A 23,412-nucleotide genomic window follows, 5' to 3' on the forward strand; every position below is an offset into this window, starting at 1 on the left:
GTAGTCCTCCGGTGGGGTGTGCGGTGGCCGGTCCGTGCAGCTGTTGCCCCGCCGGGTGAAAGAGGCTGCGGGAGGCGACGGACCGTCAGCGACGCCGGGGAACAGCGCGGTTGCCGGTGGCCGCGGGGACCGTGGGGACGACGGCGGTGACCGGCACGGCAGTCGGCCACGGCCACGGCCACGGTGATCATGGTGATCCCGAGGTCGTGGAGGCTCGGGAGACCGGCCCGAAGGCGGGGCGGGGAGGGCTGCACGGCGGGTGTGACGGAAAATCCTGGGTCGGTATGTTCGGTTCCGGCGGATTGGCGGCGGATCTTCTCATCCCGCTTTCACCGATGCCTCATACGGTGGTGGCATGACGCAGGTGACTCCTCCCGGGTGGTACCCCGATCCCGGGCAGACGAACAACGCTCCGCCCACCGAGCGCTGGTGGGACGGCAAGGCCTGGACGGACCAGACCCGCCCCGCCGGGGCTGCCGCCACGTGGGGTCCCCCGCCGCAGCCGGCCCACCCGGCACAGCCCGTTCCAGCGGCACAGCCGGCTGCCCCGGCGTACGGGGCCTACCCGGGCTACGCGCCGTATCCCGCGCCGCCGCCGGCCGGGCCCCGGCGCGGGCTGCGCACGGGCATAGCCGTGGCCGCCGCGGCAGCCGTGCTGGGGAGCATCGGTGTGGGGGTGTACGCCCTGACCAAGGACGACGGCGGCAGCGGAGACCGTGCCGGGTCGCATCAGGGCCAGGACGGCGGCCGGGACAAACCGTTCGGCGGGTCCGGCGGCGGCTCGGGCGATTCCGGCGGTTCCGATGGTTCCGGCGGGTCGGACGGGTCCGGCGGCTCGGGGAGCGCCTCACCCTCGCCGGGCGGGCCCGGGTCACCCGAGGTCAAGGGCGGCGGCGCGGTCGCGGACCCGCTCGACGGGATCAGCCTGCCCGTGCCGCAGGGCTGGACCGGTCGGGTGATCAGCATCGGCGCGGCGGTGACCTCCGACAGCTACTACAAGTGCCCCGGCAACACCAGCCAGAAGTGCACGCCGGGCGGCGCGTACTCGGCGCCCGCCCAGGCGCTGAAGCTCACCGGCGACACCCCGGAGGAGGTCGCCAAGAAGGACATCGCGGCCAATGCCAGACAGTCCTACGGCGGCAGCACCTACGGTGGCATCACCTCGCACCAGGTGCTGGCCTCCAGGGCGGTGACGGTGGCCGGGCAGAAGGGGTACCTGGTGCGCTGGAAGGCGGTGACCAGCAAGGGCGCCGACGGCTATGTGGAGTCGCTGGCCTTCCCCTCGCCCAACGACGCCAAGCAGATCGTCGTCGTCCGCTTCGGTGTGGACGTCGGGCAGGACGTGTCCGTCATCGACGAGATCACCCAGGGCATCAAGGTGTCGTCCGGCGGGGGCAGCGGCCAGAACGTGTGACGGACGCCGGACACGCGTGAACCCCTGACGGAAAAGGGCCGGGTGGGGCGCCTCTCCGCTCAAGAGGCACCCCACCGGGCCGTGGTGTGCGCCGCCCCCGTCCCCACGGTGCGGCGCAGGCAGGCCGCCGTTCAGTCATCCCGTGAACGGCGGCCTGAGTCTCAGGTCAGTCCGAGGGCGGGCAGCACGGCCGCCTCGACGAACCGGACGAGGTAGTCGGAGTCGGCGTAATGGCCGCTCAGCACGGGCCGGACGCGCAGCACCCCGAACATCATGGCGGGGATGTACTCCAGCGCGGGATGACCGGCCGGGACCTCCCCGCGTTCCACACCCCGCCTCAGCATCTCCTGCAGCGCCGCGATCTCGGGGTCGACGAGCGCCTCACGCAGCGCCTGGGCCAGCTCCTGGTCCACCGTCATCGCGTGCGAGAGCGCCTGGAGCAGCTTGGTGTCCTTGCCGGACCAGTCGCCCGCCGCCCGTGCGGCCCGGCGCAGGTCCTCGGCGAGCGAGCCGGTGTCGATGCCGGCGAAGCGCACCCGGCGGTTGGCCCGCAGTGCGGCGGCGACGAACTGGGGCTTGGTCTTCCACTGCCGGTAGAGCGTGGACTTGCTGCACCGGGTGGTCGTGGCGACGCCCTCCATGGTGACGGACTCGTATCCGCACTCACGGATCTGGTCCAGCACGGCGTCGAAGAACTCCCGCTCACGCTCGGGCGTGATCTTGGAGCGGCGCGAGGCGGCGACCGGCTCCGGTGCGTCCGCGGCCTGCGACGTCATGCGCTGCTTCTCCTCGCTGCTCGTGTACCTGACTCGTGTGTGTCACAACTCGCTGCCGGCATCTGTCACTACTCGTGTACGGCCCGTTCCCGCAATCCGGCGAGGACGGGCACCGAGCCCGACTCCAGTGTGTCGCACATCAATCGATACGCCAGTGTACCGGTACTGGCGCGTATCGGTACACTGGCGTATCGGTACGGAAACGTATCGATGAGTTCTCCGGGCACAGCCCAGTGACTCTCGTTCGCACCAACACACGTACGACCGTCAGCGAAGGGGCCGGGGGATGACTGCCCGAACCGAGCCTGCAGAGGCAGAAGCGGAACCGGACGCGATAGCCCGTCCGCCGCTGCTGCGCGAGCTCCTGCTCGTCGCCGGACTCTTCCTCGTCTACAAGCTCGGCCGGCAGCTGGCCACCGGCCAGACCGCGGGCGCCTTCCGCAACGCCCACCGCGTGTGGGACCTGGAGCGGACCCTGCACCTTCCCCGCGAGACCTCCGTGCAGTCCGCGCTGCTGCACGGCGACACCCTCGTCCACCTGGCCAACACCTACTACGCGACCGTCCACTTCCCGGCCACCCTGGCCTTCCTGGTCTGGCTGTACGTACGGCGGCCCGCGCACTACCTGTGGGCCCGCCGGGTCCTCGCCGTGCTCACCACCGCCGCCCTGGTGCTGCCGTTCACGTTTCCGCTGGCCCCGCCACGGATGCTGACCGGGACCGGGCTCGTGGACACCGCCCGGGTCTACGGCCCGTCCGTGTACGGCCCGCCGTCCAGCGACCACCTCTCCAACCAGTTCGCGGCGATGCCGTCACTGCACTTCGGCTGGGCCCTGATGGTGGCGATCGGCCTGATCGCGGCGACCCGGTCGCGATGGCGCCGGCTGTGGCTGCTGCACCCGCTGATCACCCTGCTGGTGATCGTGGGCACGGCCAACCACTACTGGCTCGACGCCGTCGCCGCCACGGCCATGCTCGGCGTGGCTCTCGCGGTCGTCCGCCGACCGGGCCGGACAGCGGACACCACCGACAAGGGCGGCCCCGACCGGGTCGCCCCACGCAAGACCGCTCTGGCGGGAGCGGGCCGATGACCGCCGCCGCCCTGGCCGCCGTGGCCCTGTCGCTGGTCTCCGCCGTCGCCTACGCCCTCGCCGCGGTCGCCCAGGAACGCCTCGCCTCCCGCAACGCCGACGCCGGGCTGGTACGACTGCTGTCCACCGGCGCCTGGTGGTCGGCGGTCGGCCTGAACGCCGCCGCCGCACTGCTGCACGTCGTCGCTCTGAAGTACGGCCCGCTGACCGTGGTTCAGCCGCTGGGTGCGCTCACCCTGGTCGCGGCCGTACCACTGGGGGCGCGGGCGGCCGGCCGCCGGGTCAGCGCCCCGGAGTGGCGCGGTACGGCGTTCACGCTGCTCGGCCTCGCCGCACTGCTGGTCGCCGCGTCGGGCCCGGCGCCCGCGCGTGTGCTCACCCTTGCCCAGGCACTGGCCGTCGCCGGTACGACCGCCGCGCTGGTCGGTCTGCTCTCCTGGCCCGGCGCCCGGCCGGGGCTCAGGCACGCGACCGGCTCGGGAATCGCCTCGGGCGTCGCCTCCGCGCTCACCCAGACGGTCACCGTGGCGGCCACGGACCGCTCCGGCCCCGTGCTGAGCGCGAAGGTGATCGTGATCGCCGTCCTCGTCGCCGCGTTCGCCGCCGGTGGACTGCTGCTGTCCCAGACCGCCTACCGCGGCGGCCTGGGCGCCCCGCTGGCCGTGGTCACCCTGGCCAACCCGGTGGCCGCGGCGGTCATCGGACTGACCCTGCTCGGCCAGGGCCTGAAGGCCGGCGCCGCCGGGGTGCTGCTGGCACTGGCCGGGGCCGGCCTCGCCGCCTGGGGCGTGATCCTGCTCACCCGGTCCGCTCCGGAACCCGACCACGGCGTCGCACACGACGAGCACCCGGTCGCCGCGGTCCTCGCACTGGAGACGAAACCCGCGGCCACCGAACCGGCGCTGGTGCAACGGCGATCGGAGCCGGGGCATCTCAGTCCGCTGTAGCCGGGCGAGCGCAAGATGAAGGCCCTACGCCGAAGCGGCGGCCGACCCCGTCCCCTCGGACGCGTCGGCCGCCGTTCGACGTATGGCGTCCGCGGTGTGCGCTGCCCCGGCTCAGCCCAGGCCGCGCGCGTCCTGCTTCAGCGCGGTGTCGACCGTCAGCGCCGTCGCCACCACGAGGCTCAGCAGCGGCTCGGGGAGCTGGTAGTGGATCTGCAGGACGTAGTTGTCCGCCGTCGTGAACAGCGTCTTGGCGAGGCCCTCCCAGGTCTTGGTGATCCGGGCGACCTCGTTGTCGGCGTGGTCGACGATGGCGAAGTTCCACGCACGCCAGTTCTCCGCCTTGATCGCGCCGACCTGCTGGCCGTTGGCGATCATGGCGAAGTTGATCTTTCCGATCATGTTCTTCTGGACGATCTCGCCGACCGCGGAGCCGTCCGGCCGGGTCACGATCACCCGGGACTTGAAGATCTTCGCGGGCCGGGTCAGCAGCAGCTGCGGCTGGCCGTAGGCGTCGCGGATCTCCAGCTTGTGGGTCAGGAACTGGTCCCAGCTGGAGATGAAGCGGAAGATCTTCTTCAGGATGCCTTGACCGACCTCGCCGACCGAGCCGATCTCCCGGCCGTTCTGATCCATGACCTTGTATTCATTGGTCAGTTCGATCAGCTTGGCCTTCTGGTTCACCACCAGGACGGGCTCGGTGAAGAGGGTGCCGCCGCCGGGTCCGCCGGCCGCGACACCGGCCTGCTGCTGCACCTGGCGCTGCACCTTCGGGTCGGCGCCCTGCTGCGGGGGAACGACGTGCTGCGGCTGCGGAACCTGCCCGGCGGCCTGCTGCGCCGGGTTCGTGTGCTCGGTCCACTGCATGCCGTCCCAGTACCGGAGCGTCTGGGCCGCCCCGTTCGGATCGGGGTACCAGCCTGCAGGGGTGTTCGATTGCGTGGTCACCGGGGCACACTACCCTGATGTGACCCGTACCTGACCAGTTCACAGGAGCGTGTCCACCGCCCGCTCACCGCGTGACGATCGCCGGGTCGCCGCGCCGGGACGGCCGTGGTGCACATGACCTGCGAAGCCGCGCACACAGGCGGGGTCGGCGTCCGACACCTGTCCGGCACCGGGCACTCACCGACCCTGACCGGAACCCGGGCCGGCGCCGGGCGGGCCGGTTCAGTCCTCGGGTGCCGGGACGACCGTCAGATGGGCGCCCGCGCCGCGCGGCCGGCGCACACGGCGGGCGGCGGGCGCGGCAGGACGGCGGGGATCGCGCGTGATCATCGTCAGACGCCGATGACCGGTCTCCCGCAGGGTCCTGGTGGTCTCGTCCACGATGCGGCACTCGGTGGGCCCCCGGGACGGATCCGGATGCAACAGCAGCCGGACGGCTCCATCGAGGCCTGCGGCATCTTCGCCGACCGCGCGGATCCAGTGCGGCAGACCGTGCCGGTAGGCGGCCTCCATGATCGGGTCCTGGGCGACGTCCCGCCTGATCGCCTGGAGTTCGTGATCGTGGCCGTAGCACTCCAGAGCGGCCCTGAGATGGGCCAGCATCGGCAGGCACCAGCCCTGCTCGTGCTCACCGAGGACGTCTCCCGCGTCCGGATGGAACAGCACGAACCGCAGGAAGTTGTCCGTCGGCATGGCGCTCGGGTGCGGGCGCGTTCCGCGGAAGAGCGTCTCGAAAGCGCGGTTGGCCGAGACCACGCCCCAGCGGTGGTCGACGATCAGTGACGGAAAGGGAACGGCCTCCAGCAGCACGGTGTAGTCCTGGAGATAGGTCTGGGTCTCGCGGGCGTCGGGGACGGGCCGCGGCGCCGGCCGCTTCCCTCCTGCCTGATGTGCCATCGGGAGGTCACCCCTCTTGCCTCTGCGGCCTTCACGCGGCGATGCGATCCTGCTGCCCGGCAAGAGCCGTGTCAACTATCGTGGCATTTCGTGATGGTTGACGGCTGGAACTCGCCACAGTTGTGGCGACACCTGGATGTCAGTTCGAGGCACCCGCTACTGTCCGGGTAGTTCATACAACCGCATGTGAGAACCAAGGACGCACCCGAAGCCTTTGAGAGACACAGGAGTTCTGTCGGTGACGGATGGCTTTGAGGATCCGGGCGCCACGGGGACCGCTGAGCTTACGGCCGTCGTCACCCGCGTCACCGCGCTCGCCGACCGGCTCGGTGTGCCGCATACCGAGGTCTTCGCCGTCGGCCGGCTCTCCGTTGCCTGCGGAGTCCCGGAGGCGGTGGTCAACGCCCTGCTCAGCGGCAGCCCCGCAGGTGAGCCGGACGTCCAGGCCCGCTTCCTGCAACGGCTGGACCTGCTGCGCCGCACCCGGCTGAAACCGAACGGCCGCAGGTACACCCAGCAGGAGATCGCCGACGGGGCCGGCATGTCCCGGCAGCAGGCCGGTGCTCTCATCAACGGCGACCGGCGGCCCACCATGGAGCACTGCGACGCGCTGCAGCGGTTCTTCCGTGTGCACGCCGGATTCCTCACGGCGGAGGACGCCGAGGCGGTCGCGGGTGCGCTGCAGCGCACCGAGCAGGAGCTGCTGCAGAGGCTCGCCGACCGCGAGCGGGCCGCGGCCGAGGCGGCCGAGGACCCGCTGGAACGGCTGCTGCAGGACCACGGGGTGCGCGGGATCGCCTGGCGGGCCGCTCAACTCCCCACCGACCAACACCGGGACAAGGTCGCCGAGTGGCTCGACATGCTCCTGGAGAGCGTCAAGCGGCCCGAGTCGTGATCCGGGGGAGAGCTGTGGGCATCGGCAGGGACATGCGCCGGCTGTGCGCCGAGCTGGTGGGCGGGCTGGATCTGCCCGCGCCGGGGCCGCCGCAGGAGCTGTACCGGGCACTGTGCGAGGCGATGAGCCACCGCCGCGGCCGCCCGGTCCTCTTCCGTACGGCTGTCTTCCCGCCCGACACGGCCAGCGGGCTGTGGCTGGACATGGCCGACCGCGATCTGGTCGTGGTGGAGGAACGCACCGCTCCCGAGCACCAGTTGGTGATCCTGGGCCACGAGCTGTGGCACCTGCACGCCGGCCACCACGGCCACCATGTGGGCGACACCGACGACGTCTGCGTGGCCACACGGCTGCTGGGCGACGACACCGACCCGGCGGCGCTTCAGGCCACGGTGCGGCGGGTCGCCGCGCGCAGCCGTCCTGGTCCCGACGCGACCGAGGAGCGGCAGGCCGAGACCTTCGGACTGCTGCTCGCCAGCAAGTGCCGTACCTGGCTGGCCGGTTCTGCCTTGCGCGGACGGGTGCAGCGGGACGACGTGGCCGGACGCATCGGGGCGTCGCTGGGGTATCCCGGGCCACAGGGCTGACGGCCCGGTCGCGCCGGCCTTCGGAATCGCCGGCAAGGGACCGCAGAGAGGTTTCTGCCTGCGCTGAGCGAGGGAACCGGGGCTGTGCGCGACGGCGTTGTCAGTGGTGGGCGGCAAGCTGAAGGTGTGCGTCGTACGACTGCGGCGCGCGGCGCCGCAGGGCGCGTGACCGTGACGCCGATCCGGGGAGAGCCGACCGATGCGCACCGCCGTACTGACCGACCGTGAGCGTACCGCCGTACAGGCCTATCTGCGGCTGCTGCACACCGTGCGCGCGGCCTTCGACGGGCCGCCGGGCGGCGGCGGGCCGGTCATCGTGCCACCCGGCGTACTCGCCGAGGCGGAGGCGGCCCTGGTGGGGGCCGGACTGGCGGGCAACGAGGCGGAGTTCTTCCGGCTGCTGCGCGAGTGGTGCCCGCCCGCCTGAGCCGGGGGGCGACGGCGCGGGGGCGGCGCGACCGGGTCCCACCGCCCCCAGAGGCAGGGCCGGTCACGCCGACCTCAGAGGCAGGGGACCGTACCGCCGACCTCAGAGGTACGGGACGACTACCGCGGTGGTCACCACGCCGTCGCGCACGCCCCACCGGCCGTCGAAGGCCTGGAGCCGGCGCCCACCGACCTCGGGGCCGGGCACGAGGAGTTCGGCGCGCAGGGTGCCGCGCGGCGCGCCGCCGGCAGCGAGGTGTCCGGCGTGCAGGGTGATGTCGGCCTCGGCGAAGTCCAGCCAGCGGCCGGTGAGCGGGAACCACGCCTTGTAGACGGACTCCTTGGCACTGAACAGGATCCGGTCCCAGTGCACGGTGGGCCACTGCCCGGCGAGCCGGGTGAGCCGCTCGGTCTCGGCGGGCAGGAAGACGGAGGGGCCGACGCCCTCCGGGAGTGGCCCGTGCGGTTCGGCGTCGATACCGAGAGAGGCCAGGTCCGAGGCGCGGACCAGGGCGGCGGCGCAGTAGCCGTCGCAGTGGGTCATGCTGCCGACGAGCCCGGCGGGCCAGCGCGGCGCGCCCCGCACACCGCTGACGACGGGCTGCGGGGGCACGCCGAGCTTCTCCATGGCGCGCCGGGCACAGCCGCGTACGGCGGCGAACTCGCGGCGGCGCTTGGGCACCGCCCGTGCGACGAGGGCCTCCTCCTCCGGATAGAGGGGGGCGTCGTCCCACAGCGGGTCGTCACGGTGTGCCGCCACGGCCACGACCGATGCGGGCAGCAGTTCCTCGATCACCTGTCTCGTCCTCCGTCGGCAGGATGCGGCGCGGCCGTCCCGGGGGCCCGGGGCGCTTTCGCCACTCGCGGGGGTATCCCAGGGAAACCTCTTCGAAGCGGACTCCGTCGAGCCAGGTGGTGCGGGGGATGTGCAGGTGGCCGTAGACCATGGTGGCGACGCGGAAACGGCGGTGCCAGTCCGCGGTCAGCTCGGTGCCGCACCACATGGCGAACTCCGGGTACCACAGCACCTCCATCGGGTGCCGGTCCAGCGGGTAGTGGCCGGCCAGCACCGTCGGCAGGTCCTCGGGCAGCTCGGCGAGCCTGCGCTCCGTCTCGGCGACCCGGGCCCGGCACCAGTCCTCGCGGCTCGGGTAGGGGTCGGGGTGCAGCAGGTACTCGTCGTTGCAGACGACCCCGGTGCTCTCCGCGTAGGCCAGGCCCTCCGCCTTGGTGGCGCAGCCGGCCGGCAGGAAGGTGTAGTCGTACCCGAGGAACAGCGGGGCGACGACGACCGGGCCGCCCGCTCCCCGCCACACCGGGTAAGGGTCCTCGGGCGTGACCACGCCCAAGTCCCGGCACATGGCGACCAGGTGTTCGTAGCGGGCGACGCCGCGCAGGGTGACCGGGTCCCTCGGGTGGGTCCACAGGTCGTGGTTGCCGGGCGCCCACAGCACCTTGCGGAAGCGGCCGGCGAGGGTGGCGAGGGCCCAGCGGATGTCGGCGACGGTGTCCGCGACGTCACCCGCGACGATCAGCCAGTCCTCGTCCGTGCCGGGGCGCAGCTCCTCGACGAGGGCGCGGTTCTCCGGATAGGTGATGTGCAGGTCACTGATGGCCAACAGCTGTCCGGCCCCGCCCGCAGGCTCCACCCCGCACGCTCCTTCCGATCACGTCGTCCGCACCACGAGAACACACGTTCCCCAGCAGGGCAAGGGGATTTCGCGGCCGTGTCGCCGCGCCCGGAAACGTGGTCGCGTCCCTTGCGGCCTCTGCGGCGCGCCGTGTGGACATCGGGCCGGGATTTCCGTAACACGCGCGTTGCACGCGCGGGCTCTTGAAAGCCGTATGATCGCCCCGACACCAGCGCCCCGACTTCCCTTCACACAGGGCCGTTTGGTGACCCTCCCTTCCTTCTGCCCGGGCACGGGCCGCTGCGCCCTGCCCGGAAACCCCCGAAAGGCGGCCTGCATGCTCTCTCGCGTACGCGTCTGGCTCAACCGCACGTACGCGGAGAACGTGTTCTTCATCGATCAGCTGCGGAAGAATCCCAGCGATCGCGCGGTGGAGATCCATGCGACGCACGGCGACACCGACTCCCCGGTGCTGGCCGCCGCCGACACCGCCGACCTGGAGCCGGAGGGCCTGTCCCCTGCCGGGTACGTGGAGTACGCCCTCGACCAGTGCGTCCGGCGCGGCATCGACGTGTTCGTGCCGCGGCTGCACCAGGCGGCGATCGTCGCGCACCGCGCCGAGTTCGAGGCGGCCGGCACGGCTCTGCTGGCGCCGACCCCGCAGGCGGTGGCCGTGTTCGAGGACAAGGCCACCGCGTACGAGGCGGTCCGCTCGATCGGTGTGCCCGTGCCCCCCTGGTGGCGGGTGCGCACGGCAGACGAACTCGTGGCCGCCGTCGAGGCGTTGGAGGCGGGCGGGCACCGGGCCTGCTTCAAACCGGCCGCCGGCGCGGGCGGGACCGGCTTCCGGGTGATCACTCGCGCCCCGTTGTCGCTGACGCATCTGGACGGATTCCCGGGGCCGTGCGTGCAGCTGGACCTGGTCGTGGAGGCGCTCAGGCGGGCCGAGGAGCCCGTGGACTGGCTGGTGATGCCGCGCCTGGAGCAGCCCGAGGTGTCCGTCGACTGCCTGACCGGCCGGGACAACCGGGTCCGGCTCGCGGTGGGCCGGACCAAGAACGGCCGCCGCCGGGGCTTCACGCTGCACGAACAGTGGCTGGAGCCGGCCCGGCTGATCGCGGAGGGCTTCGGGCTGCACCACCTGTCCAACATCCAGTTCCGCATGTTCGGCGACCGTCCGGTGCTGCTCGACGTCAACACCCGGCCTGCCGGGGGCCTCCACCAGCTGTCGCAGTGCGGGATCAACGCGCCGTGGGCGGCAGTGCAGTTGGCGCTGGGCGAGGACCCAGGGGTGATCGAACCGCCGTTCCTGGGCCAGGACTACACGGTGGTGTCCGGTACGCGCCCGCTGCTGCCCACGGCGATACCGCGGCAGCGGACCACGGAGGCGGAGGTCGTGCTGCCGGCGGTGCCGTCGCCCGTCCAGACGGCCGGGGCGGCACAGGCGCTGCCCCTGTAGACCTGGACAGAAGTTCGCTCATCGGTGTGGACCAATTCCGCTGTTCTCCTTGACAGCCGGATTGGTCCATACCAACTTGGTTGGCGCACCACTCGGTACTTCTCCGCACCCCTCCAACTCCGCCGTTCCCCTACCCTCGTGTACCCCCACGCACCCCGTGCACTCCCCACACCCCCATCCCCACAGGGAGATCGCGTGCGCCACACATCCGGGCGTCCCAGACGCCGGCTCCTCGCCCTCCTCGGCTCGGCCGCCCTCGCGCTCGGCGGGGCCATCGCCCTTCCCGGCACGGCCGAGGCGGCCAACGTCCTCGCCAACCCCGGCTTCGAGTCGGGCGGCCTCTCCCCCTGGACCTGCACCGGCAACCTCGGTTCTGTCGTCTCCTCCCCCGTCCACAGCGGCACCAGGGCGCTCCAGGGCGCAGTGACGAACAGCGACGACGCCCAGTGCAGCCAGACCGTCGCCGTCCAGCCCAACACCACCTACTCGCTCACCGGTTGGGTCCGCGGCTCGTACGTCTACCTCGGCGTGGACGGCGGCCCCTCCACCTGGACCACCTCCCCCTCGGCGTACAGCCAGCTGACCGTGTCCTTCACCACCGGCGCCTCGCAGACCAGCGCCACGATCTACGTCCACGGCTGGTACGCGCAGGGCACCTACTACGCGGACGACATCAGCCTGGACGGCCCCGGCGGCGGAGGCGGCGGTGACACCCAGGCGCCGACCGCGCCCGGCGGGCTCACCTCGACCGGCAAGACCTCGTCGAGCGTCTCGCTCCGGTGGAACGCGTCCACGGACGACACGGGCGTGACGGCGTACGACATCTACAGCGGCTCCAGTCAGGTCCTGAGCGTCTCCGGCACCTCCGCGACGGTCAGCGGGCTGTCGCCGAGCACGTCGTACACCTTCACCGTCAAGGCCCGGGACGCGGCCGGGAACGTCTCGGCCGCCTCCAACGCCGTGACGGTCACCACGGACGCGGGCAGCGGCGGCGGCACCGGGTTCACACAGGCGGCCCCGTACCTGTACGAGGGCTGGGGCGATCCACCGAGTCCGACGACGGTGATGAACGCGACCGGCATCAAGTGGTTCACGATGGCGTTCGTGCTGGACTCCGGTGGCTGCACCCCCGCCTGGGACGGCAGCCGGCCACTGACCGGCGGTGCCGACCAGAGCGCCATCAACACCATCCGCTCCGCAGGCGGTGACATCGTCCCCTCCTTCGGCGGCTGGCAGGGCAGCAAGCTCGGCGCCAACTGCTCCTCCGCGAGCGCGCTGGCCGGGGCGATCCAGAAGGTCGTCGACGCCTACGGCCTCAAGGCCGTCGACATGGACATCGAGAACACCGACGAGTTCGAGAACGAGGCCGTACAGGCCAAGATCCTCACCGCGCTGAAGACCGTCAAGGCGAACAACCCCGGCCTGAAGACGATCGTCACCTTCGGCACCTCGACCACCGGCCCGACCTACTACGGCAACCGGCTGATCGAGCAGGCGCAGTCGCTCGGCGCGAACATCGACGTCTTCACCATCATGCCGTTCGACTTCGGCGGCGGCTCGGACATGTACGGCACCACCGTGAACGCGGCCGAGGGTCTGAAGGCCAAGCTCAAGTCGACCTTCGGCTGGAACGACGCCACCGCCTACTCCCACATCGGCATCTCCGGCATGAACGGGCTGTCCGACCAGCAGGAGAACACCACCCCTGCCGTCTGGACCCAGATCCGCGACTGGGCCAACACCCACCACATCGCCCGGCTCGCCTTCTGGGCCGTCAACCGTGACCGTCCCTGCCCCGGCGGCGGGGTCACCTCCAACTGCTCCGGAATCAGCCAGGACAACTGGCAGTTCACGTCCATCACGGCCGGGTTCACCGGCTGAGCGCACACCACCGCACCACCCCGACCCCCCACCGACGTCCCTCCGGCTCCCGGGCCGGGGGGACGTCTTTTCGTTCCTTTCCCCCCGGGGGTGTATCAGGTGCCGTCCCGCGTGCTCTACATGGTGAGGCACAACGGGGGAGCCACGGGGGAACGGGCCCTACGGGGGAACGGGGGCCCTACGGGGGAACGGGGGCCCTACGGGGGAACGGGCCGGCCGGCCGCTGTCACGGGGAGCGGCCGGCCGGCCCGAGACGTCTGCGCTGCCGGCCGGAGGCTACGTGAGGTAGGCCAGGCCGGGGTGGACGGCGGTGTAGTCCTCGACGAGGCGCCGGGCCACGTTCACGGAGTCGACGAGCGGATGCAGCGCGAAGGCCTTCACGGCGCTCGCGCGGGAGCCGGACGCGGCGGCGGCGAGGATCTCCCGCTCGACCGCCTTGACCGCGCAGACCAGGCCGGTGGCGTGACCGGGCAGCGGGTCGACCGCGACCGGGTGGGCGCCGTTGGCGTCGACCAGGCAGGGCACCTCGATGACCGCCTCGGCGTCCAGGGCACAGAGCGTGCTGCGGTTGCGGACGTTGAGGATCAGGGTCGTCCGCTCGTCGCGCGCGATGCCCCGCATCAGCGCGAGCGCCACCTTCTCGTAGCCGCCGGACAGGTCGTCCGCCGCGCGTTCGCCGGCGCCCGCCGTCTCCCGGTTCTCGGCCATGTACGTCGCCTCCCGCTCGGCACGGGTGCGGTCCCACGCGTCGAGGGCCGAGACGTCAGCGCGCCGGGCCCGCGCGTAGAAGTCCGCCTGCTGGTCGCGCAGGAAGGCGCCGCGGGTCCGCCCGGCCTCCTGGTAGGCGCGGACGGTCTCCCGGTTGAAGTAGTAGTAGTGCAGGTACTCGTTGGGGATCGCGCCGAGCGACTGCAGCCAGTCGGCGCCGAAGAGCCTGCCCTCCTCGAAGGAGCCGAGCAGGTGGGGGTCGGCCAGCAGGCGCGGCAGTTCGTCCCGGCCGGCGACGCGCAACCCGCGCACCCAGCCGAGATGGTTGAGGCCGACGTAGTCGATCCACGCCTCGTGCGGGTCGGCGCCGAGCACCCGGGCGATACGTCGGCCGAGCCCGACCGGCGAGTCGCAGATGCCGATGACACGGTCGCCGAGGTGGCGGGACATCGCCTCGGTGACCAGGCCTGCGGGGTTCGTGAAGTTGATGACCCAGGCATCGGGGGCGAGGCGGGCGACACGCCGGGCGATGTCGACGGCGACGGGAACCGTCCGCAGACCGTACGCGATCCCTCCGGCGCCGACCGTCTCCTGCCCGAGGACGCCCTGCGCCAGGGCGATGCGCTCGTCGTCCGCCCGGCCCTGGAGGCCGCCGACGCGGATGGCGGAGAAGACGAAGTCGGCGCCGCGCAGGGCCTCGTCGAGATCGGTGGTGGCGGTCACCCGGGGGGCGTCGGACACGGTCGACGCCTGCTCGTCCAGTACCCGGCGGACCGCATGCAGTCGGCTGTCGTCCGTGTCGTGCAGGACGACGTCCGTCACCCGCCCTTCGCCGCGGTCGGTCAGCAGTGCACCGTACACGAGCGGCACCCGGAATCCGCCGCCGCCCAGAATCGTCAGTCTCACGCCTGCACCTTTCGATCACCTTGATGGCTCGATTCTGCTCAACGAAGCCCCGTCCGTGGAGCGGCGCACGACTGCGGTGACCGACGCGAGGCGTTCCTGGCAGGGGGTACGGGCGGACACGGGCGGCTTCACCCGGTGAACTCCCGTGCCAGGAAGGGGACTTTCCTTGCTTCAAGCCTTGACGGCCGCCGGGGCGGGTAGCACATTGGCGGCAGACTGAGAGCGCTCTCAGAACAGCTGAGGGAACTCTCCCAGGACTCCCGCACCTCACTCCGCACCCGAGAGGCCTCCCCCCATGCGTGATTCCTCCGGCAGCTCAAGACCCGGATCCCGTTCCCGTCCCCTGCGGCGCGCACTCGTCGCCGTCGTCGCCTCGATCGGCCTGGCCACGGCCGTCGCCGGCGCCGTCACCGCGCCCGCGCACGCCTTTGCGCCCACACCCCCCACCGGCTGGACCCAGGTCTTCGCGGACGACTTCGACGGTCCGGCCGGCTCCCCCGTCGACACGACCGACTGGCAGTACGACACCGGGACTTCGTATCCCGGCGGGGCCGCGAACTGGGGCACCGGCGAGGTCGAGTCGATGACGTCCAGCACCGGCAACGTGGCACTGGACGGCAACGGGGACCTGCTCATCACCCCACGCCGCGACGCCTCCGGCAACTGGACCTCCGGCCGGATCGAGACCACCCGCACGGACTTCCAGCCCCCGGCCGGCGGCAAGCTGCGCGTGCAGGCCCGCATTCGGATGCCCGATGTCACGGGCGCCGCGGCCAAGGGCTACTGGCCCGCGTTCTGGATGCTGGGCGCGCCGTTCCGCGGCAACTACTGGAACTGGCCGAGCATCGGCGAACTGGACATCATGGAGAACGTCCAGGGCCTGAACACCGACTGGGCGACCATGCACTGCGGCACCGACCCGGGCGGCCCCTGCAACGAGACGTCCGGCATCGGCGGTTCCACCTCGTGTGCCGGGACGACCTGTCAGGCGGGCTTCCACACCTACGCGATGGAGTGGGACCGCTCGACCAGCCCGGAGGAGATCCGCTTCTACCTCGACGGCGTCAACTTCCACACCGTGAAGGCGACGCAGGTCGACGCGACGACGTGGGCGAACGCCACCGGCCACGGCTACTTCCTCATCCTGAACGTGGCGATGGGCGGCGGCTTCCCGGGCGCGTTCGGTGGTGGCCCGGACGGCGGGACCGAGCCGGGCCATCCGATGGCCGTCGACTACGTACAGGTGCTGCAGTCCTCGGGCGGCGGCACCACTCCCCCGCCGTCCGGCGGCCGGGACGCCTACAGCCCGATCCAGGCCGAGTCCTACGACAGCCAGTCCGGTGTCAGCACCGAGTCGACCACGGACGCCGGCGGCGGACTGGACGTCGGGTACATCGCGGGCGGCGACTGGGCGCTGTACAAGGGGGTCCAGTTCGGTTCGACGCCGGCCACACAGTTCTTCGCGCGCGTGGCGAGCGGGGCCGCGTCCGGGGTGAGCGGCCTGGTCGAGGTGCGCCTGGACAGCCGCGGCAACACGCCCGTCGGCAGCTTCGCGGTGGGCAACACCGGCGGCTGGCAGAGCTGGCGGACGGTCCCGGCCAACATCGCCTCGGTGACCGGCACGCACGACGTCTATCTGACCTTCACCAGCGGCCAGCCGGCCGACTTCGTGAACGTGAACTGGTTCGACTTCGGCCACTGATCCGTCTTCCGGATCACCAAGGGGGCCGCACGCGCCCGTGCGGCCCCGTCGGCGTGAAGGGAGCGGCGCGCGGCTTCAGCTCAGCTCCGCCCGGAAAGCCGCCGGCGTCCGCCCGGTGTGCAGGTGGAAGAACTTGGAGAAGTTCGCCGCGTCGGGGAAGCCCACCGCCGCTCCGACGCGGCCGATCGGCAGGTCGGTGTGGGCGAGGAGGCGTTTGGCCTCCAGGACCACACGCTTGTCGATGAAGCCCTTGGGGGTCTCGCCGGTGGCCGCGCGGACCGCGCGGACGAGGGTGCGGCGGGAGTAGCCGAGCGCTTCGGCGTAGGCGCTGACGCTGTGATTGGTGGCGAAGCCCTGCTCGACGGCGTCCCTGAAGAGAGTGAAGGTGGTGTCGGTCTGCTGCGAGGAGGCTTCGGCGGAGCGGGCCGCGAGATGGGCGAGGCGCAGCAGGAACGCGGTCAGGCTGTGCCGCAGGACCGCCGCGTGCAGGTTCGGCGGGAGCGTCGCGGTGTCCTCGTACTCGCGGCGCAGGTGTTCCAGCGACGCGCGCAGCGCGGTGAGCTGGGCGGCGTCGGGGTGCAGCAGGGGCGGCTGGTCGTAGCGGTAGAGGCCGGTGGCCTCGACGGTGGCGCGGGGCAGGAAACCGGGCTGCATGGTCAGGACGGTGCCGCGGTACCCGCACTCGCGTGAGAACCGGTGCACCTGACCGGGGCGGATCCACAGCAGGTCACCGGCGGCGGCCTCGTACTCGGCGAAGTCGATCATGTGCCGGACGGGGCCCGCGGTGAAGAGCATGACGACGTGGAAGTCGATGCGGTGGACGCGTTCCAGGGGTGCGTCGGCGTGCCAGGGACGGCCGGCCTCGAGGGAACCGATCTGCATGCCGACGCCGCCGACGCTCAGCTCGACAGGGAAGGGGAAGGTCCTGATCCCGTCGCCGTCCGTGCCGCCGTCGCCGGCTTGGGGTGTTCTGTCAGCCATGTTTGGTTCGTGCCGTTCCTGTAGCGCCCTCGGTGTCCCAGATTCACCACAGGCTGACACACCAGGCCCTTTCTTCAAATAAGTCAGACTTTTACTTTTGAACGCGTCCAGCCAGCGGCTTCGCATTGAACGAGGACTTCTTGAAGATGAGCACGCAGACTTCCGACGACTTCGAGTGGACCGATCTCGACCGGCGCGCCGTGGACACCGCCCGCCTGCTCGCAGCGGATGCGGTACAGAAGGTCGGAAACGGGCACCCGGGCACCGCGATGAGCCTGGCTCCTGCCGCGTACACGATCTTTCAGAAGCTGATGCGGCACGACCCGGCGGACCCCGAATGGGCCGGCCGCGACCGCTTCGTGCTGTCCCCCGGTCACACCTCGCTGACCCTCTACACCCAGCTGTTCCTCGCCGGCTACGAGCTGGAGCTGGACGACCTCAAGGCTTTCCGCACGCACGGCTCGAAGACGCCGGGCCATCCCGAGTACGGGCACACGGCGGGGGTCGAGACGACCACCGGACCGCTGGGCCAGGGCGCCGCCAACGCGGTGGGCATGGCGATGGCCGCCCGCTACGAGCGTGGCCTGTTCGACCCGGACGCCCCCGAGGGCACCTCCCCCTTCGACCACACCGTCTGGGCGATCGTCTCCGACGGCGACCTGGAGGAGGGCGTCTCGGCCGAGGCGTCCTCGCTGGCCGGCCACCAGAAGCTCGGCAACCTCGTCTTCCTCTACGACGACAACCACATCTCCATCGAGGGCGACACCGCGACCGCGTTCTCCGAGGACGTGCTGAAGCGGTACGAGGGCTACGGCTGGCACACCCAGCGCGTCGAGCCCGCCACCGACGGCGACATCGACGTACCCGCCCTGTACGCGGCGCTGAAGGCCGCGCGGGACGAGACCCGGCGGCCCTCGATCATCGCCATGCGCACGATCATCGCCTGGCCCGCACCGAACGCGCGGAACACCGAGGCCTCCCACGGCTCGGCGCTCGGCGAGGCGGAGATCGCCGCCACCAAGCGCCTCCTCGGGTTCGACCCCGAGCAGACCTTCGAGGTCACGGACGAGGTCCTCGCCCACACCCGGCGGGCCCTGGACCGGGGCGCCGAGGCGCACGCGGCCTGGGACAAGCGGATCGCCGAGTGGCGCACCGCCACCCCCGAGCGGGCCGCCCTCTTCGACCGGATCGGCAAGGGCGAACTGCCCGAGGGCTGGCAGGACGCCCTGCCGGTGTTCGAGGAGGGCAAGTCCGTGGCGACGCGTGCCGCCTCCGGCAAGGTGCTGCAGGCGCTCGGCGCGGTGATCCCGGAGCTGTGGGGCGGCTCGGCCGACCTCGCCGGGTCGAACAACACCACCATCGACAAGGACAGCTCCTTCCTGCCGGCGGACAATCCGCTGCCCGAGGCGAACCCGTACGGCCGCACCATCCACTTCGGCATCCGTGAGTTCTCGATGGCCGCGGAGATGAACGGCATCGCCCTGCACGGCAACACCCGCGTCTACGGCGGCACCTTCCTCGTCTTCTCCGACTACATGCGCAACGCGGTGCGGATGTCGGCGCTGATGCAGCTGCCGGTGACGTACGTGTGGACGCACGACTCCATCGGCCTCGGTGAGGACGGCCCCACCCACCAGCCGGTGGAGCACCTGGCCTCGCTGCGCGCGATCCCGGGCCTGAACATCGTCCGCCCGGCCGACGCCAACGAGACCGCCATCGCCTGGGCCGAGATCCTGAAGAGGCACGCCACCAACCCCGCCCCGCACGGGCTCGCGCTCACCCGCCAGGGTGTGCCGGTGTACGCGCCCGACGCCGGCACGGCCAAGGGCGGCTACGTACTGCGCGAGTCCTCGACCCAGGCCCCGGAGGTGATCATCATCGCGACCGGCTCCGAGGTGCAGCTCGCGGTGGCCGCGCGGGAACTGCTGGAGGCCGAGGGGATCGGCACACGCGTGGTGTCGATGCCGTCCGTGGAGTGGTTCGAGGAGCAGGACCGGGCGTACCGGGACGCGGTGCTGCCGCCGTCGGTGAAGGCCCGGGTCGCGGTCGAGGCCGGCATCGGTCTGACCTGGTACCGGTACGTGGGCGACGCGGGACGGATCGTGTCCCTGGAGCACTTCGGTGCCTCCGCCGACGCAAACACCCTGTTCGCCGAGTTCGGCTTCACCCCTGAGAACGTCGCCGCCGCTGCCCGCGAGTCGCTGGCCGCCGCGCGCGCCTGATCCCTACGCGACAAGAAAGATGATCACAGTGACCGAAGCAATCCCGACCGCCGGAGCCCTCAAGCGCCTCGCCGACGAGGGGGTCTCGATCTGGCTGGACGACCTGTCGCGCACGCGGATCACCTCGGGGAACCTGGCCCGGCTCGTCGAGAGCCGCAACGTCGTCGGCGTCACCACGAACCCGTCGATCTTCCAGGCGGCCATCGGCTCGGGCGAAGGCTACGAGGAGCAGCTCACCGACCTGGCCGTGCGGGGGGTGACGGTGGACGAGGCGGTGCGGATGATGACGACCGCCGATGTGCGGGCAGCCGCCGATATTCTGGAGTCCGTGTACAGCGCCTCGGGCGGCAGCGACGGCCGGGTCTCCATCGAGGTCGACCCCCGCCTGGCACACGACACCGCGGCCACGGTCGCCGAGGCCAAGCAGCTGGCCTGGCTGGTCGACCGGCCCGGCGTGATGGTCAAGATCCCGGCGACGAAGGCCGGTCTCCCGGCGATCACCGAGGTCATCGGCCTGGGCATCAGCGTCAACGTGACCCTGATCTTCTCCCTGGAGCGTTACCGGGAGGTGATGGCCGCCTATCTGGCCGGCCTGGAGAAGGCCCGTGAGCGCGGCCTCGACCTGTCGGAGATCCACTCGGTCGCCTCCTTCTTCGTCTCCCGCGTGGACGCCGAGATCGACAAGCGGCTGACCGTCCTCGGCACCCAGGAGGCCCTCGCGCTCAAGGGCCGGGCGGCGCTCGCCAACGCGCGGCTCGCCTACGCGGCGTACGAGGAGGTGTTCGGTTCTGCCGGCGATTCCACTCAGGCGTCCGACCGCTGGCTGGCGCTGGCCGGTGACGGGGCGAACAAGCAGCGTCCGCTGTGGGCGTCCACCGGTGTGAAGGATCCCGCGTACAAGGACACTCTGTACGTGGACGAGCTGGTTGCGCCCGGCACCGTCAACACCATGCCGCAGGCCACGCTGGACGCCACCGCCGACCACGGCGAGATCACCGGCGACACGGTGACCGGCGGCTACGCCCGGGCCCGCGCCGACCTGGCCGCGATCGAGCGGCTCGGCATCTCCTACGACAAGGTCGTCCAGCAGCTGGAGGACGAGGGCGTCGCCAAGTTCGAGGCGGCCTGGCAGCAGCTGCTGGACGCCGTCACCGAGTCCCTGAGCAGCAAGGGAGTTGAGGCGCGATGACGACAAAGGCCACTGGGCCACAGACATCCCCCACCGCGCAGGCGCCCGTACCGACCGCCCCCGGCGCCGACTGGGCGAACCCGCTGCGGGACGAACGCGACCGCCGGCTGCCGCGTATCGCGGGCCCCTCCGGCCTGGTCATCTTCGGGGTGACCGGTGATCTCTCCCGCAAGAAGCTGATGCCGGCCGTCTACGACCTGGCCAACCGAGGCCTGCTGCCGCCGGGCTTCTCCCTCGTCGGCTTCGCCCGCCGGGAGTGGGAGGACCAGGACTTCGCGCAGGTCGTCCACGACGCGGTGCGCGAGCACTCGCGCACCCCGTTCCGGGAGGAGGTGTGGCAGCAGCTCACCGAGGGCATGCGGTTCATCCCCGGCGACTTCGACGACGACACCGCCTTCAAGCAGCTGAAGGAGGCCGTCGACGAACTGGACGCCTCCCGCGGCACCGGCGGCAACTTCGCGTTCTACCTCTCCGTGCCGCCGAGGTTCTTCCCGAGGGTCGTGCAGCAGCTGAAGAAGCACGGCCTGGCCAGTCCGCCCGAGGGCTCCTGGCGGCGCGCGGTCATCGAGAAGCCGTTCGGCCACGACCTGGCCAGCGCACGCGAGCTGAACGCGATCGTGCACGACGTGTTCGAGCCGGACCAGGTGTTCCGCATCGACCACTACCTCGGCAAGGAGACGGTCCAGAACATCCTGGCGCTGCGCTTCGCCAACCAGATGTACGAGCCGGTCTGGAACCGGTCCTACGTCGACCACGTGCAGATCACCATGGCCGAGGACATCGGCATCGGCGGCCGGGCGGGCTACTACGACGGCATCGGCGCCGCCCGTGACGTCATCCAGAACCACCTGCTGCAGCTGCTGGCGCTCACCGCGATGGAGGAGCCGATCGCGTTCGACGCGGAGGCGCTGCTCACCGAGAAGCTGAAGGTGCTGAAGTCGGTGCGGCTGCCGGACGACCTCGGCAGTCACACCGCGCGCGGCCAGTACGCGGCCGGCTGGCAGGGCGGCGAGAAGGTCGTCGGTTACCTCCATGAGGAGGGCATCGACCCGAAGTCGAAGACCGACACCTTCGCCGCGATCAAGCTGGGCATCGACAACCGCCGCTGGGCGGGCGTCCCGTTCTATCTGCGCGCCGGCAAGCGGCTCGGCCGCCGGGTCACCGAGATCGCGGTGGTCTTCAAGCGGGCCCCGCACTCCCCGTTCGACTCCACGGCGACGGAGGAGCTGGGCCAGAACGCGATCGTCATCCGCGTGCAGCCCGACGAGGGCATGACCGTGCGGTTCGGGTCGAAGGTGCCGGGCACCTCGATGGAGATCCGGGACGTGTCGATGGACTTCGCCTACGGCGAGTCGTTCACCGAGTCGAGCCCGGAGGCGTACGAGCGGCTCATCCTGGACGTGCTGCTCGGCGACGCCAACCTGTTCCCCCGTCACCAGGAAGTGGAAGAGTCCTGGAAGATCCTCGACCCGATCGAGGAGTACTGGGCGACGCACGGCAGGCCGGCGCAGTACGCGTCGGGCAGCTGGGGGCCGAGTGAAGCGGACGAGATGCTCGCACGAGACGGACGGAGCTGGCGCAGGCCATGAAGATCGACCTGACCGACACCACGGCAAGCAAGATCAACAAGGCGTTGGTGCAGGGCCGCCGCGCGATCGGCACCCCGGCCGTCGGCATGGTCCTGACGATGGTGATCGTCACGGACGAGGAGAACGCCTACGACTCGACCAAGGCGGCCGAGGAGGCCTCCCACGAGCACCCCATGCGGACCCTCGTCGTCATCAAGCGGCAGGCCCGCACCCTGCGTGACCGCACCTCCTCCCGGCTCGACGCGGAGGTGCGGGTGGGCGCGGACGCGGGCACCGGCGAGACGATCGTGCTCCGGCTGTACGGCGAGGTGTCCGACCACGCCGACTCGGTCGTCCTGCCGCTGCTGCTGCCGGACGCCCCGGTCGTGGTGTGGTGGCCGGTGGACGCGCCGGACGCGCCGGCCAAGGACCCGCTCGGCGCGCTCGCGCAGCGCCGCATCACCGACCTGTACGCGGTCGAGCGCCCGCTGGAGGTCCTGCAGTCCCGGGTGCGCGACTACGCGCCCGGCGACACCGACCTCGCCTGGACCCGGCTGACCCTGTGGCGGTCGATGCTGGCCGCGGCCCTCGACCAGTCCCGGGAGAAGGTGACGTCGGCGGCCGTGGAGGCCGAGCGGGACAACCCCAGCGCCGAGCTGCTCGCGCGCTGGCTCCAGGCCCGCCTGCACGTCCCGGTGGACAGGGTGGTGAGCCCCGGCCCGTTCGTCACGGCCGTGCGCCTCGGCACCGGGAACGGGGAGGTTGCCATCGAACGCCCCGAGGGCCCCCTCGCCACCCTGTCGCTGCCGGGCCAGCCGTCGCGCACCCTCGCCCTCAAGGTCCGTCCCACCTCCGAACTCATCGCCGAGGAGCTGCGCCGCCTCGACGCCGACGAGATGTACGCCATCGCTCTCAGGGGCGAGGCCGCCAAGGAGAACGCCTGACATGTCCGACGCCACGTCAGACACCCCCGAGCCCGGCCGCCGGCCGGAGTGGACGGCCCTCGCCGACCACCGTGCCAAGGGCCGCCCGCACCTGCGCGACCTGTTCGCCGCGGACCCCGGCCGCGCCGAACGGTACGTCGTGCGGGTCGGTGACCTGCACATCGACTACAGCAAGCACCTGGTCACCGACGAGACCCTGGCCCTGCTCCAGGAACTCGCCGACGTGACCGGCGTGTTCGCGCTC

20 protein-coding genes and 1 pseudogene are annotated in these 23,412 nt (G+C 71.5%); 14 read left to right on the plus strand and 7 right to left on the minus strand.

Going from position 1 to position 23,412, the window contains the following annotated elements:
* Window positions 1-355 precede the first annotated feature (355 nt).
* Window positions 356-1,414, plus strand: a complete 1,059-nt coding sequence (locus tag K7G59_RS31135; RefSeq protein WP_225840037.1) for a DUF2510 domain-containing protein — start codon at window positions 356-358, stop codon at window positions 1,412-1,414.
* Window positions 1,415-1,575: 161 nt separating this feature from the next.
* On the opposite strand, the gene K7G59_RS31140 is transcribed toward K7G59_RS31135, so the two are convergent.
* Window positions 1,576-2,190 carry a TetR-like C-terminal domain-containing protein gene (locus K7G59_RS31140; protein ID WP_225840038.1) on the minus strand — a complete coding sequence of 205 codons (615 nt, stop codon included), beginning with the start codon at window positions 2,188-2,190 and terminating at the stop codon, window positions 1,576-1,578.
* A 286-nt stretch (window positions 2,191-2,476) separates the two neighbouring features.
* Between K7G59_RS31140 and K7G59_RS31145 the strand changes: the two genes are divergently transcribed.
* Entirely contained in the window at window positions 2,477-3,280 is an 804-nt protein-coding gene (locus K7G59_RS31145; RefSeq protein WP_225840039.1) for a phosphatase PAP2 family protein, read from the plus strand.
* On the plus strand, window positions 3,277-4,227 hold the full coding sequence (locus K7G59_RS31150; RefSeq protein ID WP_225840040.1) for a hypothetical protein: 951 nt from the start codon (window positions 3,277-3,279) through the stop codon (window positions 4,225-4,227). Before K7G59_RS31145 ends, K7G59_RS31150 begins: the two co-directional genes overlap by 4 nt.
* Before the next feature lie 111 nt (window positions 4,228-4,338).
* Here the strand turns inward: K7G59_RS31150 and K7G59_RS31155 are convergent, their stop codons facing one another.
* Window positions 4,339-5,172: a phospholipid scramblase-related protein gene (locus K7G59_RS31155; protein WP_225840041.1), complete on the minus strand. Its 834-nt coding sequence runs from the start codon at window positions 5,170-5,172 to the stop codon at window positions 4,339-4,341.
* Window positions 5,173-5,394: 222 nt separating this feature from the next.
* On the minus strand, window positions 5,395-6,069 hold the full coding sequence (locus tag K7G59_RS31160) for a hypothetical protein (protein ID WP_225840042.1): 675 nt from the start codon (window positions 6,067-6,069) through the stop codon (window positions 5,395-5,397).
* 238 nt (window positions 6,070-6,307) lie between these two features.
* Here K7G59_RS31160 and K7G59_RS31165 point away from each other — a divergent pair, with 238 nt between their 5' ends.
* From K7G59_RS31165 to K7G59_RS31175, 3 genes are all read left to right on the plus strand, one after another.
* On the plus strand, window positions 6,308-6,964 hold the full coding sequence (locus K7G59_RS31165) for a helix-turn-helix transcriptional regulator (RefSeq protein WP_225840043.1): 657 nt from the start codon (window positions 6,308-6,310) through the stop codon (window positions 6,962-6,964).
* A gap of 14 nt (window positions 6,965-6,978) precedes the next feature.
* Entirely contained in the window at window positions 6,979-7,551 is a 573-nt protein-coding gene (locus K7G59_RS31170; RefSeq protein WP_225840044.1) for a toxin-antitoxin system, toxin component, read from the plus strand.
* A gap of 199 nt (window positions 7,552-7,750) precedes the next feature.
* Window positions 7,751-7,978, plus strand: coding sequence for a hypothetical protein (locus tag K7G59_RS31175; protein WP_225840045.1), 228 nt, complete (start codon window positions 7,751-7,753; stop codon window positions 7,976-7,978).
* A gap of 102 nt (window positions 7,979-8,080) precedes the next feature.
* Here K7G59_RS31175 and K7G59_RS31180 read toward each other — a convergent pair whose 3' ends face one another.
* On the minus strand, window positions 8,081-8,773 hold the full coding sequence (locus tag K7G59_RS31180; RefSeq protein ID WP_225840046.1) for a 4'-phosphopantetheinyl transferase superfamily protein: 693 nt from the start codon (window positions 8,771-8,773) through the stop codon (window positions 8,081-8,083).
* The gene (locus tag K7G59_RS31185) at window positions 8,721-9,626 is read right to left on the minus strand and encodes a metallophosphoesterase (protein ID WP_225840047.1); all 906 of its coding nucleotides are present in this window, start codon (window positions 9,624-9,626) and stop codon (window positions 8,721-8,723) included. The genes K7G59_RS31180 and K7G59_RS31185 overlap by 53 nt, the downstream gene beginning before the upstream one ends.
* Before the next feature lie 319 nt (window positions 9,627-9,945).
* On the opposite strand from K7G59_RS31185, the gene K7G59_RS31190 reads away from it, so the two are divergent.
* Complete coding sequence (locus K7G59_RS31190) at window positions 9,946-11,067, plus strand: ATP-grasp domain-containing protein (protein WP_225840048.1); 1,122 nt, start codon at window positions 9,946-9,948, stop codon at window positions 11,065-11,067.
* Window positions 11,068-11,262: 195 nt separating this feature from the next.
* Complete coding sequence (locus tag K7G59_RS31195; RefSeq protein WP_225840049.1) at window positions 11,263-12,948, plus strand: carbohydrate binding domain-containing protein; 1,686 nt, start codon at window positions 11,263-11,265, stop codon at window positions 12,946-12,948.
* A 276-nt stretch (window positions 12,949-13,224) separates the two neighbouring features.
* Here K7G59_RS31195 and K7G59_RS31200 read toward each other — a convergent pair whose 3' ends face one another.
* Window positions 13,225-14,562 carry a 6-phospho-beta-glucosidase gene (locus K7G59_RS31200; protein ID WP_225840050.1) on the minus strand — a complete coding sequence of 446 codons (1,338 nt, stop codon included), beginning with the start codon at window positions 14,560-14,562 and terminating at the stop codon, window positions 13,225-13,227.
* A gap of 295 nt (window positions 14,563-14,857) precedes the next feature.
* Between K7G59_RS31200 and K7G59_RS31205 the strand changes: the two genes are divergently transcribed.
* Window positions 14,858-16,264, plus strand: a complete 1,407-nt coding sequence (locus K7G59_RS31205; protein ID WP_225840051.1) for a glycoside hydrolase family 16 protein — start codon at window positions 14,858-14,860, stop codon at window positions 16,262-16,264.
* 75 nt (window positions 16,265-16,339) lie between these two features.
* Here the strand turns inward: K7G59_RS31205 and K7G59_RS31210 are convergent, their stop codons facing one another.
* Window positions 16,340-17,245 carry an AraC family transcriptional regulator gene (locus K7G59_RS31210; protein ID WP_225840052.1) on the minus strand — a complete coding sequence of 302 codons (906 nt, stop codon included), beginning with the start codon at window positions 17,243-17,245 and terminating at the stop codon, window positions 16,340-16,342.
* A gap of 146 nt (window positions 17,246-17,391) precedes the next feature.
* Here K7G59_RS31210 and tkt point away from each other — a divergent pair, with 146 nt between their 5' ends.
* The 5 genes and pseudogenes from tkt to K7G59_RS31235 all read left to right on the plus strand — a co-directional run.
* Window positions 17,392-19,467 carry a transketolase gene (tkt, locus tag K7G59_RS31215; protein ID WP_225840053.1) on the plus strand — a complete coding sequence of 692 codons (2,076 nt, stop codon included), beginning with the start codon at window positions 17,392-17,394 and terminating at the stop codon, window positions 19,465-19,467.
* Between the two features lie 19 nt (window positions 19,468-19,486).
* Window positions 19,487-20,656, plus strand: a complete 1,170-nt coding sequence (tal, locus tag K7G59_RS31220) for a transaldolase (protein ID WP_225840054.1) — start codon at window positions 19,487-19,489, stop codon at window positions 20,654-20,656.
* On the plus strand, window positions 20,653-22,245 hold the full coding sequence (gene zwf / locus K7G59_RS31225; RefSeq protein WP_225840055.1) for a glucose-6-phosphate dehydrogenase: 1,593 nt from the start codon (window positions 20,653-20,655) through the stop codon (window positions 22,243-22,245). Before tal ends, zwf begins: the two co-directional genes overlap by 4 nt.
* Window positions 22,242-23,168: a glucose-6-phosphate dehydrogenase assembly protein OpcA gene (gene opcA, locus K7G59_RS31230; protein ID WP_225840056.1), complete on the plus strand. Its 927-nt coding sequence runs from the start codon at window positions 22,242-22,244 to the stop codon at window positions 23,166-23,168. The genes zwf and opcA overlap by 4 nt, the downstream gene beginning before the upstream one ends.
* A gap of 1 nt (window position 23,169) precedes the next feature.
* Window positions 23,170-23,412: pseudogene (locus K7G59_RS31235) on the plus strand (glucose-6-phosphate isomerase); the annotation flags it as partial.

It is taken from the genome of Streptomyces sp. NK08204 (assembly GCF_020400585.1).
In the GTDB taxonomy this organism is placed as follows: domain Bacteria; phylum Actinomycetota; class Actinomycetes; order Streptomycetales; family Streptomycetaceae; genus Streptomyces.

Bases quoted from the DNA above. Each gene is read 5' to 3' on its own strand.
- opcA (WP_225840056.1), top strand. From the start codon at position 22,242: ATGAAGATCGACCTGACCGACACCACGGCAAGCAAGATCAACAAGGCG.
- K7G59_RS31190 (WP_225840048.1), top strand. From the start codon at position 9,946: ATGCTCTCTCGCGTACGCGTCTGGCTCAACCGCACGTACGCGGAGAAC.
- K7G59_RS31160 (WP_225840042.1), bottom strand. From the start codon at position 6,069: ATGGCACATCAGGCAGGAGGGAAGCGGCCGGCGCCGCGGCCCGTCCCC.
- zwf (WP_225840055.1), top strand. From the start codon at position 20,653: ATGACGACAAAGGCCACTGGGCCACAGACATCCCCCACCGCGCAGGCG.
- tkt (WP_225840053.1), top strand. From the start codon at position 17,392: ATGAGCACGCAGACTTCCGACGACTTCGAGTGGACCGATCTCGACCGG.
- K7G59_RS31175 (WP_225840045.1), top strand. From the start codon at position 7,751: ATGCGCACCGCCGTACTGACCGACCGTGAGCGTACCGCCGTACAGGCC.
- K7G59_RS31140 (WP_225840038.1), bottom strand. From the start codon at position 2,190: ATGACGTCGCAGGCCGCGGACGCACCGGAGCCGGTCGCCGCCTCGCGC.
- K7G59_RS31205 (WP_225840051.1), top strand. From the start codon at position 14,858: ATGCGTGATTCCTCCGGCAGCTCAAGACCCGGATCCCGTTCCCGTCCC.
- K7G59_RS31145 (WP_225840039.1), top strand. From the start codon at position 2,477: ATGACTGCCCGAACCGAGCCTGCAGAGGCAGAAGCGGAACCGGACGCG.
- K7G59_RS31150 (WP_225840040.1), top strand. From the start codon at position 3,277: ATGACCGCCGCCGCCCTGGCCGCCGTGGCCCTGTCGCTGGTCTCCGCC.
- K7G59_RS31210 (WP_225840052.1), bottom strand. From the start codon at position 17,245: ATGGCTGACAGAACACCCCAAGCCGGCGACGGCGGCACGGACGGCGAC.
- K7G59_RS31135 (WP_225840037.1), top strand. From the start codon at position 356: ATGACGCAGGTGACTCCTCCCGGGTGGTACCCCGATCCCGGGCAGACG.
- tal (WP_225840054.1), top strand. From the start codon at position 19,487: ATGATCACAGTGACCGAAGCAATCCCGACCGCCGGAGCCCTCAAGCGC.